The following is a 12,710-nucleotide window of genomic DNA, read 5'->3' as shown; positions in this document are numbered from 1 at the left end:
CGGAGCGGCGCCATCCGCCGATGTTCGCTCACCGCGACAGCACACTCACGCTACGCTCACCAGGATTCCCACCAGGACACCCCCACCGACACACCCGACAGCAGAACGGCTCAAGGCAACGCATGCCCCAGCACACCTCCGGGTCTGACCGCGCTGCGGTGCCCCCAGCGGCCCGGGGCACCGTGCGACCGCCCGCACCGACCTCGCTCGACGAACTGTGGCGGTCGTACAAGGACACGGGCGACGAGCGCCTGCGGGAGCAGCTGATCCTGCACTACTCGCCCCTGGTCAAGTACGTCGCCGGACGGGTCAGCGTGGGGCTGCCGTCCAACGTGGAACAGGCCGACTTCGTCTCCTCCGGGGTCTTCGGCCTCATCGACGCCATCGAGAAGTTCGACGTCGAGCGGGCGATCAAGTTCGAGACGTACGCCATCACCCGCATCCGCGGCGCGATGATCGACGAGCTCCGCGCCCTGGACTGGATCCCGCGCTCCGTCCGGCAGAAGGCCCGCAACGTCGAGCGCGCCTACGCCACCCTCGAAGCCCAGCTCCGGCGCACCCCCTCCGAGAGCGAGGTGGCCGCGGAGATGGACATCAAGCTGGAGGAACTGCACGCGGTTTTCAGCCAGTTGTCCCTGGCGAACGTGGTCGCCCTGGAAGAGCTGCTGCACGTCGGCGGCGAGGGCGGCGACCGGCTCTCCCTGATGGACACCCTGGAGGACACGGCCGCCGACAACCCCGTCGAGGTCGCCGAGGGCCGCGAGCTGCGCCGACTGCTCGCCCGCGCCATCAACACGCTCCCCGACCGGGAGAAGACCGTCGTCACGCTCTACTACTACGAGGGCCTCACCCTCGCCGAGATCGGACACGTCCTCGGCGTCACCGAGAGTCGCGTCAGCCAGATCCACACCAAATCCGTGCTGCAGCTCCGAGCCAAGCTGGCCGACGTCGGACGCTGAGCGTCCGAGGCCGGTCGTACAGTGGAGCCGTGCCCAGGATTCGAGCGGCCTCGGTGGCCGAGCACCGGACGATGCAGCGCGGCGCCCTCCTGGACGCCGCGCGTTCCCTGCTGTCCGAGGGCGGGACGGAGGCACTGACCTTCCCCGCACTCGCCGAGCGCACGGGCCTCGCCCGGTCCTCGGTGTACGAGTACTTCCGGTCGCGCGCCGCCGTCGTGGAAGAGCTGTGCGCCGTCGACTTCCCCGTGTGGGCGGCCGAGGTCGAGGCCGCCATGGCCGGCGCCCCGACGCCCGGCGGCAAGGTCGAGGCGTACGTCCGCAAGCAGCTGGAGCTGGTCGGGGACCGGCGCCACCGGGCGGTCGTCGCCATCTCGGCCAGCGAGCTCGACGACGGCGCCCGCGAGAAGATCCGCGCCGCCCACGGCGGGCTCGTCGCCATGATCGTCGAAGCCCTGGCCGCCCTGGGCCAGCCGCAGCCCCGCCTCGGCGCCATGCTCCTCCAGGGCGTCGTGGACGCCGCCGTCCGCCGGATCGAGCTCGGCGCCGCCGAGGACCCGGCGGAGATCGCCGAGGCCGCGGTGACCATGGCGCTCCACGGCGTCAACGGCACGACGGCCTGATCGCCGTACGTCCGGCGCGTCGACGGCACGGCGGCCCGGTCGCCGCGCGCCCGGCCGGGCCGAGGCGTCAGCCCGGTCCGACCGGCAGCAGACGGGACGGGGCGCGGTCCGTCAGGAGCAGCGGGTCCAGATAGCGGGTTCCTCTGAGGAGGCCCCAGTGGAGACACGACACCGGACAGTGCGTGCCGGCCGCGACCCGGGCGATCGGGGTGCCCGCGCGGACCGGGGTGCCCGCCCGCACCAGCGGGACCACCGGGCTGAAGGTGGTCCGCAGCGGGGGAGCGCCGGTGCCCGGAAGGGTGAGGGTGACGACTCCCCGGCCGCCCACCGGGCCCGCGAACGAGACCGTTCCGGCGGCCGGGGCCGACACCGGGGTGCCGGGCGCGGCGGCGAGGTCGACGCCGCGGTGCCCCGGGGCGTACGGGCCGGGCGGCGGCTGCCAGCCGCGGACGATCACGGGCGGCGGCGGGCCCACCGGCCACAGCAGGCCGAGGGTCAGGATCCAGGTGACGAGTCGCATGGGACGAGGCTCCCCGGGCCTCGCGGCCCGGTGGAGCAGCGGACGGTTTCCGTGGACCGCTCGCGGGTTGTGGACAGGGCCGTCACCCGAGGTGCCCGGGGTCCCGTACACTTCCTATGGCGACCCGGGTCACCGGGTCGACTTCGCACGCCCCGCCACTGCCCTCACCGGCCGTGGCAGCGCCTTTCGGTCCCTCGTGGGCATGGCGCGTCGGGGCGTCAGGAACACAACCGAGAAACCCAAGGAGATGGCCATGGCCGTCGTCACGATGCGGGAGCTGCTGGAGAGCGGCGTCCACTTCGGTCACCAGACCCGTCGTTGGAACCCGAAGATGAAGCGCTTCATCTTCACGGAGCGCAACGGCATCTACATCATCGACCTGCTCCAGTCGCTGTCGTACATCGACCGCGCCTTCGAGTTCGTCAAGGAGACCGTCGCGCACGGTGGCTCCATCATGTTCGTCGGTACGAAGAAGCAGGCCCAGGAGGCCATCGCCGAGCAGGCGACGCGTGTCGGCATGCCGTACGTCAACCAGCGTTGGCTCGGTGGCATGCTCACCAACTTCTCCACCGTCTACAAGCGTCTGCAGCGCCTCAAGGAGCTCGAGCAGATCGACTTCGAGGACGTCGCCGCCTCGGGTCTCACCAAGAAGGAGCTCCTGGTCCTCTCCCGCGAGAAGGCCAAGCTGGAGAAGACCCTCGGTGGTATCCGCGAGATGTCCAAGGTGCCCAGCGCCGTCTGGATCGTGGACACCAAGAAGGAGCACATCGCCGTCGGCGAGGCGCGCAAGCTCAAGATCCCGGTCGTCGCGATCCTCGACACCAACTGCGACCCCGACGAGGTCGACTACAAGATCCCGGGCAACGACGACGCGATCCGCTCCGTCACCCTGCTCACCCGCGTGATCGCCGACGCCGTCGCCGAGGGCCTCATCGCCCGCTCCGGCGCCGCGACCGGCGACTCGAAGCCGGGCGAGAAGGCCGCCGGCGAGCCCCTCGCCGAGTGGGAGCGCGACCTGCTCGAGGGTGAGAAGAAGGCCGACGAGACCGTCGAGGCCCCCGCCGCCGAGGCCCCCGCTGCCGAGGCGCCCGCCGCCGAGGCCGCTCCGGCCGAGGTCGTCGAGGCCGCTGCCGAGGTCACCGAGGCTCCGGCCGCGGACGCCGAGCAGGCCTGACCTTTCAGGACCTTCGGGTGAGACGGCGGGGGCTCACGAAGCCCCCGCCGTCGACCCGTGGACCCGCCCGAATCTTTCAGACTTCGAGAGAGAAACAGACTCATGGCGAACTACACCGCCGCTGACGTCAAGAAGCTCCGCGAGCTCACCGGCGCCGGCATGATGGACTGCAAGAAGGCCCTGGACGAGGCCGACGGCGACGTCGACAAGGCCGTAGAGGCCCTGCGCATCAAGGGCCAGAAGGGTGTCGCCAAGCGTGAGGGCCGCTCCGCCGAGAACGGCGCCGTGGTCTCCCTCATCGCCGACGACAACACCTCCGGCGTCCTCGTCGAGCTGAAGTGCGAGACGGACTTCGTCGCCAAGGGCGAGAAGTTCTCCGCCGTCGCCAACGCGCTCGCCGCGCACGTCGCCGCGACCGGCCCGGCCGACATCGACGCGCTGCTCGCCTCCGAGATCGAGGCCGGCAAGACCGTCCAGGCGTACGTCGACGAGGCCAACGCCAACCTCGGCGAGAAGATCGTCCTGGACCGCTTCGCGCAGTACTCGGACGGCTTCGTCTACGCGTACATGCACCGCACGATGCCGGACCTCCCGCCGCAGATCGGTGTCCTCGTCGAGTTCGACAAGGCCGACGCCGCCGTCGCCAAGGGTGTCGCCCAGCACATCGCCGCGTTCGCGCCGAAGTACCTCACCAAGGAAGAGATTCCGGCTGAGGTCGTCGAGACCGAGCGTCGCGTCGCCGAGGAGACCACCCGCGCCGAGGGCAAGCCCGAGGCCGCGCTCCCGAAGATCGTCGAGGGTCGTCTGAACGGCTTCTTCAAGGACGCGACGCTGCTCGGTCAGCCGTACGCCCTTGACAACAAGAAGTCCGTCCAGAAGATCCTGGACGAGGCCGGTGTCACCCTGAAGCGCTTCACGCGCATCAAGGTCGGCATCTGAGTCCGTACGCGAACGCGACGGACACCGGACCCCGGTAGGGTCTGAGGCAGTCGTCCGCGCCCGCGCAGGACGACCGCAGATCTGACGAGGAGGCCATTGCCGTACGGGATACCGCGAGGACCCAAGGCAATGGCCTCCTTCGTATGTGCACGAGGAGATCTCCATGAACCAGGGCGCCGTACAGGGCGACGACAACAACGGCGACAAGGTCGGCCGCTACATGCTGAAGCTGTCCGGAGAAGCCTTCTCCGGCGGTACCGGCCTGGGCGTCGACCCCAATGTCGTGCACGCCATCGCGCGTGAGATCGCAGCCGTCGTCCGCGACGGCGCGGAGATCGCGGTGGTGATCGGCGGCGGCAACTTCTTCCGCGGCGCCGAGCTCCAGCAGCGCGGCATGGACCGGGCCCGCTCCGACTACATGGGCATGCTCGGCACCGTGATGAACTGCCTCGCGCTCCAGGACTTCCTGGAGAAGGAGGGCATCGACTCCCGCGTCCAGACCGCCATCACCATGGGTCAGGTCGCCGAGCCGTACATCCCGCTGCGCGCCGTGCGCCACCTGGAGAAGGGCCGTGTGGTCATCTTCGGTGCGGGCATGGGCATGCCGTACTTCTCCACGGACACCACCGCAGCCCAGCGTGCCCTGGAGATCGACGCCGAGGCCCTGCTCATGGGCAAGAACGGCGTGGACGGCGTCTACGACTCCGACCCGAAGGTCAACCCCGACGCGGTCAAGTTCGACGCACTGGAGTACAGCGAGGTGCTCTCCCGCGACCTCAAGGTCGCCGATGCCACCGCCATCACCCTGTGCCGGGACAACAACCTCCCGATCCTCGTCTTCGAACTGCTCACCGAGGGCAATATCGCTCGCGCGGTGAAGGGTGAGAAGATCGGCACGCTCGTGAGCGACCAGGGCACCCGGGCCTGACCCGAACCGGGGAACCGCCCCGCAAGGGGATGGACAGAGCCCTGCCGGTCGTACACCGTGCAGGACACAACGCGACGACACGCAGGAGCATGTGGTGATCGAAGAGACCCTCCTCGAGGCCGAGGAGAAGATGGAGAAGGCCGTCGTGGTCGCCAAGGAGGACTTCGCCGCGATCCGCACCGGCCGTGCGCACCCGGCGATGTTCAACAAGATCGTGGCCGACTACTACGGCGCCATCACCCCCATCAACCAGCTGGCGTCCTTCTCCGTCCCGGAGCCGCGGATGGCCGTGGTGACCCCGTTCGACAAGAGCGCGCTGCGCAACATCGAGCAGGCGATCCGGGACTCGGACCTCGGTGTCAACCCGAGCAACGACGGCAACATCATCCGGGTGGTGTTCCCCGAGCTGACGGAGGAGCGCCGCCGGGAGTACATCAAGGTCGCCAAGGGCAAGGCCGAGGACTCGAAGATCTCGATCCGCTCGGTGCGCCGCAAGGCCAAGGAGACCATCGACAAGCTCGTCAAGGACGGCGAGGTCGGCGAGGACGAAGGCCGCCGCGCCGAGAAGGAGCTCGACGACACCACCGCGAAGTACGTCGCGCAGGTGGACGAGCTGCTCAAGCACAAGGAAGCCGAGCTGCTCGAGGTCTGATGAACGACTCTTCCTGGGGGGCCCCGGCCGGTTCCGGCCGTGGGGGACCCGACCAGGGGCCTGCCCCGGCGGGTCCCGCATACGATCGGCAGCCGTCGGCGCAGACTCGGCCCATGCCCATCGTGCCCGACGTTCCCGCCGGCGGATTCCAGGACGGTCACGGTCGGGGGGCCGCTCACCCGAGCGGTCCCCTGTTCCGTGACGAAACGCCGCACGAGCACCCGCAGGAGCCCATGCCCAGCCCCACCCCGCCTCCGCCGCCCGCGCCGACGGCGCCACGGCAGAAGAAGAGCGCGGGGCGCAATCTGGGCGCGGCCATAGGGGTCGGGGTCGGCCTCGGGGCCGTCATCATCGCCTCGCTGTACATCTGGGCGCCGGCGTTCATCGGCGTCATAGCGGTCGCCGTGGTCGTCGGGCTGTGGGAGCTCACCTCCCGCCTCCAGGAGCGCAAGGGGATCAAGGCTCCGCTGGTGCCGCTCGCGGTCGGCGGTGCGGCGATGGTCGTCGCCGGCTACGTCCGCGGTGCCGAGGGCGCCTGGGTGGCGATGGCGCTGACGGCGCTCGCGGTGCTGGTGTGGCGGATGACGGAGCCCCCCGAGGGCTACCTGAAGGACGTCACGGCGGGCGTCTTCGCCGCGTTCTACGTGCCGTTCCTGGCGACGTTCGTGGCGCTGCTGCTGACCGCCGACGACGGCCCGCAGCGGGTGCTGACCTTCCTGATCCTGACCGTGGTCAGCGACACCGGCGCGTACGCGGTCGGCTGGCGCTTCGGCAAGCACAAGCTGGCCCCGCGGATCAGTCCCGGCAAGACCCGCGAGGGTCTGGTCGGCGCGGTGGCGTTCGCGATGGCGGCGGGCGCGCTGTGCATGGAGTTCATGATCGACGAGGGTGCCTGGTGGCAGGGCCTGATCCTCGGTCTGGCGGTGGCGGCGAGCGCGACGCTCGGCGACCTCGGCGAGTCCATGATCAAGCGTGACCTGGGCATCAAGGACATGGGAACGCTGCTGCCGGGGCACGGCGGCATCATGGACCGCCTCGACTCGCTGCTCCCGACGGCGCCGGTGGTGTGGCTGCTGCTGGCCCTGTTCGTCGGGACGAGCTGAACCGAACGTTCCGTGAGACGGGCCCGCTGCCTTCGTGGCAGCGGGCCCGTCGGCGTTCCGGTGTCCGCCATGTGGGGGAAGCCGGAGGCGGGTCGGCGGCCCGGAGGCCCGGCGCGGGAAGGATGTCGGGCATGACAGCACCCACGGTGAGCCCGACCGAGCGGCCCTCCGGGTCCCTCTCGGTCCTGCTGACCCTCGCGGCGGGCCAGTTCCTCATGGCGCTCGACAGCTCCGTCATGAACGTGTCCATCGCGACCGTGGCCGAGGACGTGGGCACCACGATCACCGGCATCCAGGGCGCCATCACCGCGTACACCCTGGTGATGGCGATGCTCATGATCCCCGGGGGCAAGGTCGGGACACTGATCGGCCGCAAGCGGGCCTTCATGATCGGCTGCTGCGTCTACGGCGCCGGCTCGCTCACCACGGCCCTCGCGCCGAACCTCCCCCTGCTGCTCTTCGGCTGGTCGTTCCTCGAAGGCGTCGGGGCGGCGCTCATCATGCCCGCGATCGTGGCCCTCGTGGCCGGAAACTTCCCCACCGAGCGACGCCCGATGGCGTACGGCGTCGTCGCGGCGGCGGGCGCCGTCGCGATCGCGGTCGGGCCCCTCATCGGCGGCATCGCCACGACGTACTTCTCCTGGCGCTGGGTCTTCGCCGGCGAGGTCCTGGTGGTGCTGGTGATCCTCGTGTTCGCCCGCCGCATCGCCGACGCCGTCAGCGAGGAACGCCCCCGCATCGACCTCCTGGGCGCGCTGCTCTCCGCGGCCGGACTCGGGGTCTTCGTGTACGGCGTGCTGCGCTCGGGCGAGTGGGGCTGGGTACGGCCCAAGGCCGACGCGCCCGCCTGGCTCGGGGTGTCGCTGTGCGTGTGGCTGATGCTGGCGGGCCTGCTGCTGATCTGGTGCTTCCTGCGCTGGGAGTCCCGGCTCGTCGCACGCCACCGGGAGCCGCTCATCCACCCGGACATGCTGCGCAACCGCCAGCTGACCGGCGGCCTGACCATGTTCTTCTTCCAGTACCTCGTCCAGATGGGCGTCTTCTTCGTCGTCCCGCTCTACCTGTCGGTCGCGCTCGGGCTGTCCGCGCTCGGCACCGGCGTCCGGATCCTGCCGCTGTCGGTGACCCTGCTGGCCGCCGCCCTGCTGATCCCCCGGTTGTTCCCCGCTGCCTCCCCGCGCCGGGTGGTGCGGATCGGGGTCTTCGCCCTGCTCGCCGGCGCGATCGTGCTGATGGCCGCGCTCGACGCCGACGCCGGGGCGGGGGTCGTCACCGTGCCGCTGCTGCTCGTCGGCTTCGGCATGGGCGCACTCGCCTCCCAGCTCGGCGCCGTCACCGTGTCCGCCGTCCCGGACCGCCAGAGCGCGGAGGTCGGCGGCATCCAGAACTCCGTCACCAACCTCGGCGCCTCCATCGGCACCGCCCTCGCCGGCTCACTCATGATCGCCGCCCTGACCTCCTCCTTCCTCGCGAGCGTCCAGCAGAACCCGGCGATCCCGGCCGAGGTGAAGGAACGGGCGGTCGTGGAACTCCAGAGCGGCGTCCCCTTCCTCTCGGACGACCAGCTCACCGAGGCCCTCGACCAGGCCGGAGTCGCCCCGGAGGTGACCGACGCCGCCCTCGAAGCCAACGCCGAAGCCCGCCTCGACGGCATCCGCGCCGCCCTCGCCATCCTCGCCGCCGCCTCCGTCCTCGCCCTCTTCTTCACCTCCCGCATCCCCGCCACCCCACCGGGCCCCCCATCCCCCTGACCACCCCTCCCCGCCATGCGCCTGGCGAGATAGGGCCCTGACCTGCACGTTCAGTGCGGACCGGGGCCCTGTTCAGCTCACGGGGCCGTCTCGGGGCCGTGAGGGTTCCGAGACGCGGGCAGAAAGAGCCCGTCCACGGCGCTCCGAGTCCGCTCACGGCTCGCCGGCATGCCGTCGAGCGATCCGGGTGTAGCCCGCCAGACGACCCGTTCGCCTCGGCTCTGGCAGCTTCGCGCATGGCTGTGTCGTCCTCGCAGGTGCCTTCTTGGCTGGCGCCTCCTGTCACCGTGAGGGCCTGTCCGTCAGGCAGCCAGCTGCGGCCAACGAGCTCGGGTGCCGTAAGGCCGAATCCCTGGCGACCACCGCTAATGGGGTTCTTGTGGCTGATGTCGATCGCCCAGCAGCGGTCCTGGGCCGCCGAACGCGCCCTTCACGCCGACACCGTGCAGTCGAAAACGAGCCATAGCAAGGTTCATGGAGTCGACTCTGAAGAACAGTCATGATGGTTTATCGGGAACGAGTGGGTATCGGCCCCATTCGAGTTGGCAGACTGTGCGAAGCGGGCTTGACCCTGAGCTCGGATCCCTGCATGATCACTCAGTTCCTGTACGTAGTGGTCATTTTCCTTTATGGAGGGTAAACGCGTATTTCAGCTTCCGGAATTGCCGTCATCGCCGCGCTGGCGCTGATACCTGCGGTTGGTGGAGCGTCCATGGCTAGCGCAGGGGATGTCTCGACTCAGGCACTCTCCTGCCCGAGTTCCGGCAACATTACGGCTGGCACGAAATGCACCACCCTCAGCAATGGCGTGCTCTGGATCGGAGAAACCAGTACGGGAAGTTACATCGACGTTCAGTATTACAAGTCCGGGGGTAGCGCCATCACCGCGAGACTGGGCTATCTCCGGCGCGGCGCCAACACCTGGGCCGGCTGGAAGAGCATGTCTGCCGGAGCTCAGTACAGCAACCAGTGGTCGGGTAGCGTCCGGCTGCTACCCGACCAACGGGCTCCTCAACACCAGTGGCGGTGCCACGTACCAGACCCCCGCCGCCGACCCCTGCTGAAACCCTCGAAGCCCCTTCCGTTCCGGGCGACCTCCTGCGTCTGAGCGGCGGGGGATGACCGAGGAGTAACTTCCTGTGGCTACGTAGAGAGTGATCAGTTGCTGTACGCCGTCTTCAACGGGCATGGAATGTTCGTGTTCTTGGTCACTCTGACTTCTGCCGTGATCGGAGTTCTGGGATACCGAACTGCTCCTGCAAGTTCAGAGAAACCCGTCCTGCGTGGGCTATTCGCCGCCGCGGTGACTGCCGTAGTGAGCCTGACTCTCTGGACGACTGGATCTCCCGACCAGCAGGCTCGTACCTGTGTTGTCAACCGCGACCTGGTCGAACCGTTCACGACGGATCAGGGACTACTGAATGCATGCCTTTTCATGCCCATTGGCCTCCTTGGCGTCTTGGCCACAAGGCACGTGCTGGGCACGCTGATCGGCGGAGTGCTTCTCACCGTATCCATTGAAACCCTGCAAGCGGTCCTCACCTTCCTCGGCCGTGGGTGCGACACCAGTGATCTCCTCATGAACACCCTCGGGGTCGTCGCTGGTGCGCTCTGCGGATGGGCAGTTTCCTCCTTTGACAGGCCGCCGGCAGTAGTGCTCAGACGCCCGCTGGTTGCCGGCAACAGGATCGCTGCCCTCGGCACGTCCCTGGCGCTCGCTGGGACATGGTTCCTTTTCATCACCCCGGAAGTCGTCTCTTACACGGTCGGCATCGGTCGCGCCAGCTCGGAGCAAGAGACTGCCGTCGAGGTCGAAATCCGAAAATTCTTTGGCGATCACTACGAAATCAGTCAAGTGCAGTTCGCAAGGGGCCCCGAGGATATGGGGACCGTCATGGCTCAGCTGGTCGGGGGTGGATCTGTAGAGCTCAGCTGGCCTGATAGGCGCAAGTTCACTGCATACCTTGACATGTCGAACACCGGTGATCCCAGCGGCTATTTCGTACCCGGCAGGAGCGGGTCTCCTTCGAGTATCCAGGAGGCCGCAAAGACTGCCCGATCCTACGCTGAGACAAGTGCGCCTTGGGGCCTTGAGGGCTCGGTGCCGAGCAGCGTAGCTGTGGGCGAAAAAGCTGAACTCGGTTGGATGACAAGCTGGCGCCGCCGCAATGCCGACGGAGTTCTCATGCCCATGCGCCTGGATGTACAGGTGGATCGTTCCGGGAGGGTCACCCAGCTGATCGCGCTTAACATCGCCGACCCAGCGCTCCCGGTTCCTCGCATCACCAAGGATCAAGCCGTCTCCGCCCTTGTGACACAGTCCGGAGCGACTGGTAAGGGCATCCCGCAAAAGCCCAACGCGTCGGCAGAGCTGCTGGCAGAAGAGCGCGATGGGAAATGGATCCCGACGTGGCTGGTGGAAGTTCAGGGAACGCAGCTGATCTCGGGTTCAGTGGATGCCGTGTCCGGGCGGGTGATCGAAGCAGTCGAATAGAGGGGACCGTAATTCGGAAGGCTTTGGGTGCGGGGTTGGCCGGCGGATCGGGTGGCTGCGGAGAGCGTCCGACGCGATCGGGCGGTGAGCTTGATCGCGCGCGTGGGTGTCGTGGTGGGGCCGTTGGTGACGCGGTCGTCGCTCGGGTGTGTGCGCCCTCTCACGTTCCGTGGAAGGGGGCCCGTTCCGGGGCCGTCCGGGAGCGTCCGAGGCCGGCCCCGGGCGGCCCGGGGCGACCGGGGGCGGGTGCCGGAAGCCCTGGGAACTGGGAAGTGTCTGCGACACTGGTAGCACCATGCCCAAGCCCGGAGAACTCACTTTCGTCGCCCCCCGCGGAGCCAAGAAGCCGCCGCGGCACCTGGCCGACCTCACGCCTGCCGAGCGGAAGGAGGCAGTCGCCGCGATCGGCGAGAAGCCGTTCCGTGCGAAGCAGCTGTCCACGCACTACTTCGCGCGGTACGCGCACGATCCCGCGGAGTGGACGGACATTCCGGCCGCTTCGAGGGAGAAGCTGGCGGGGGAGCTGCTGCCCGATCTGATGTCGGTGGTGCGGCACATCTCGTGCGACGACGACACGACCCGCAAGACCCTGTGGCGGCTGCACGACGGCACGCTCGTGGAGTCGGTGCTCATGCGCTACCCGGACCGGGTGACCATGTGCATCTCCTCGCAGGCCGGCTGCGGGATGAACTGCCCGTTCTGCGCGACCGGGCAGGCGGGGCTCGACCGGAACCTGTCGACCGCCGAGATCGTGCACCAGATCGTGGACGGGATGCGGGCCCTGCGGGACGGGGAGGTGCCCGGGGGACCGGCGCGGCTCTCCAACATCGTGTTCATGGGCATGGGCGAGCCGCTCGCCAACTACAAGCGCGTGGTCGGTTCGATCCGACGGCTGACGGACCCGGAGCCGGACGGCCTCGGTCTGTCGCAGCGCGGCATCACCGTCTCGACCGTCGGTCTCGTGCCCGCGATGCTGCGCTTCGCCGACGAGGGCTTCAAGTGCCGGCTCGCGGTCTCGCTGCACGCGCCGGACGACGAGCTGCGCGACACCCTGGTGCCGGTCAACACGCGCTGGAAGGTGCGGGAGGTCCTCGACGCGGCCTGGGAGTACGCGGAGAAGTCCGGGCGCCGGATCTCCATCGAGTACGCCCTGATCCGGGACATCAACGACCAGGCGTGGCGGGGTGACCTGCTCGGCCGGCTGCTCAAGGGCAAGCGGGTGCACGTCAACCTGATCCCGCTGAACCCGACGCCGGGTTCGAAGTGGACGGCGTCGCGTCCGGAGGACGAGAAGGCGTTCGTGGAGGCCATCGCGCGCCACGGGGTGCCGGTGACCGTGCGGGACACCCGCGGTCAGGAGATCGACGGTGCCTGTGGACAGCTCGCGGCCGCCGAACGCTGACCTTGTAGTCTGAGGTCGAACACATCTCCATATTCCGACAGGGGAGCGCCACAGCGCTGAGAGTGCGGTCACCGTAGGACCGCAGACCCTCTGAACCTCGCCCAGGTCATTCTGGGTAGGAAGTTCGGTCGTAACTCAAGCTGTTGCGCCCTGCCCACCTTCGGGTGG

At 68.8% G+C, this 12,710-nt stretch carries 11 protein-coding genes and 1 riboswitch; of the genes, 10 read left to right on the top strand and 1 reads right to left on the bottom strand.

What is annotated here, in order from left to right:
- Window positions 1-122 precede the first annotated feature (122 nt).
- Window positions 123-959: an RNA polymerase sigma factor WhiG gene (gene whiG / locus ACFVZH_RS19420; RefSeq protein ID WP_384898599.1), complete on the top strand. Its 837-nt coding sequence runs from the start codon at window positions 123-125 to the stop codon at window positions 957-959.
- Window positions 960-1,030: 71 nt separating this feature from the next.
- Window positions 1,031-1,579: a TetR/AcrR family transcriptional regulator gene (locus ACFVZH_RS19415; protein ID WP_384898652.1), complete on the top strand. Its 549-nt coding sequence runs from the start codon at window positions 1,031-1,033 to the stop codon at window positions 1,577-1,579.
- Between the two features lie 67 nt (window positions 1,580-1,646).
- On the opposite strand, the gene ACFVZH_RS19410 is transcribed toward ACFVZH_RS19415, so the two are convergent.
- Window positions 1,647-2,099, bottom strand: a complete 453-nt coding sequence (locus tag ACFVZH_RS19410) for a murein hydrolase activator EnvC family protein (protein ID WP_384898598.1) — start codon at window positions 2,097-2,099, stop codon at window positions 1,647-1,649.
- Window positions 2,100-2,352: 253 nt separating this feature from the next.
- Between ACFVZH_RS19410 and rpsB the strand changes: the two genes are divergently transcribed.
- The 8 genes from rpsB to rlmN all read left to right on the top strand — a co-directional run bounded on the left by rpsB (window position 2,353) and on the right by rlmN (window position 12,542).
- Window positions 2,353-3,273 (top strand): 30S ribosomal protein S2, encoded by a 921-nt coding sequence (rpsB, locus tag ACFVZH_RS19405; protein ID WP_384898597.1) that lies wholly within the window; start codon window positions 2,353-2,355, stop codon window positions 3,271-3,273.
- 102 nt (window positions 3,274-3,375) lie between these two features.
- A complete protein-coding gene (gene tsf, locus ACFVZH_RS19400) occupies window positions 3,376-4,212 on the top strand; it encodes a translation elongation factor Ts (RefSeq protein ID WP_384898596.1) in 837 nt (278 codons plus the stop codon).
- A gap of 163 nt (window positions 4,213-4,375) precedes the next feature.
- The gene (gene pyrH, locus ACFVZH_RS19395; RefSeq protein WP_384898595.1) at window positions 4,376-5,140 is read left to right on the top strand and encodes a UMP kinase; all 765 of its coding nucleotides are present in this window, start codon (window positions 4,376-4,378) and stop codon (window positions 5,138-5,140) included.
- Between the two features lie 94 nt (window positions 5,141-5,234).
- Window positions 5,235-5,792 carry a ribosome recycling factor gene (frr, locus tag ACFVZH_RS19390; RefSeq protein ID WP_026057589.1) on the top strand — a complete coding sequence of 186 codons (558 nt, stop codon included), beginning with the start codon at window positions 5,235-5,237 and terminating at the stop codon, window positions 5,790-5,792.
- Window positions 5,792-6,895 carry a phosphatidate cytidylyltransferase gene (locus ACFVZH_RS19385; RefSeq protein ID WP_384898594.1) on the top strand — a complete coding sequence of 368 codons (1,104 nt, stop codon included), beginning with the start codon at window positions 5,792-5,794 and terminating at the stop codon, window positions 6,893-6,895. Before frr ends, ACFVZH_RS19385 begins: the two co-directional genes overlap by 1 nt.
- Before the next feature lie 131 nt (window positions 6,896-7,026).
- Entirely contained in the window at window positions 7,027-8,646 is a 1,620-nt protein-coding gene (locus ACFVZH_RS19380) for an MFS transporter (protein WP_384898593.1), read from the top strand.
- 1,162 nt (window positions 8,647-9,808) lie between these two features.
- On the top strand, window positions 9,809-11,140 hold the full coding sequence (locus ACFVZH_RS19375) for a VanZ family protein (RefSeq protein WP_384898592.1): 1,332 nt from the start codon (window positions 9,809-9,811) through the stop codon (window positions 11,138-11,140).
- Window positions 11,141-11,435: 295 nt separating this feature from the next.
- Window positions 11,436-12,542 (top strand): 23S rRNA (adenine(2503)-C(2))-methyltransferase RlmN, encoded by a 1,107-nt coding sequence (gene rlmN / locus ACFVZH_RS19370; RefSeq protein WP_352020819.1) that lies wholly within the window; start codon window positions 11,436-11,438, stop codon window positions 12,540-12,542.
- Window positions 12,543-12,571: 29 nt separating this feature from the next.
- Window positions 12,572-12,682: riboswitch (TPP riboswitch) on the top strand.
- The last annotated feature ends 28 nt before the right edge of the window (window positions 12,683-12,710 follow it).

It is taken from the genome of Streptomyces sp. NPDC059534, assembly GCF_042743475.1.
In the GTDB taxonomy this organism is placed as follows: Bacteria; Actinomycetota; Actinomycetes; order Streptomycetales; family Streptomycetaceae; genus Streptomyces.
This window is presented reverse-complemented; position numbering and strand designations above follow the sequence as displayed.

Bases quoted from the DNA above. Each gene is read 5' to 3' on its own strand.
- whiG (WP_384898599.1), top strand. From the start codon at position 123: ATGCCCCAGCACACCTCCGGGTCTGACCGCGCTGCGGTGCCCCCAGCG.
- ACFVZH_RS19415 (WP_384898652.1), top strand. From the start codon at position 1,031: ATGCAGCGCGGCGCCCTCCTGGACGCCGCGCGTTCCCTGCTGTCCGAG.
- ACFVZH_RS19410 (WP_384898598.1), bottom strand. From the start codon at position 2,099: ATGCGACTCGTCACCTGGATCCTGACCCTCGGCCTGCTGTGGCCGGTG.
- rpsB (WP_384898597.1), top strand. From the start codon at position 2,353: ATGGCCGTCGTCACGATGCGGGAGCTGCTGGAGAGCGGCGTCCACTTC.
- tsf (WP_384898596.1), top strand. From the start codon at position 3,376: ATGGCGAACTACACCGCCGCTGACGTCAAGAAGCTCCGCGAGCTCACC.
- pyrH (WP_384898595.1), top strand. From the start codon at position 4,376: ATGAACCAGGGCGCCGTACAGGGCGACGACAACAACGGCGACAAGGTC.
- ACFVZH_RS19385 (WP_384898594.1), top strand. From the start codon at position 5,792: ATGAACGACTCTTCCTGGGGGGCCCCGGCCGGTTCCGGCCGTGGGGGA.
- ACFVZH_RS19380 (WP_384898593.1), top strand. From the start codon at position 7,027: ATGACAGCACCCACGGTGAGCCCGACCGAGCGGCCCTCCGGGTCCCTC.
- rlmN (WP_352020819.1), top strand. From the start codon at position 11,436: ATGCCCAAGCCCGGAGAACTCACTTTCGTCGCCCCCCGCGGAGCCAAG.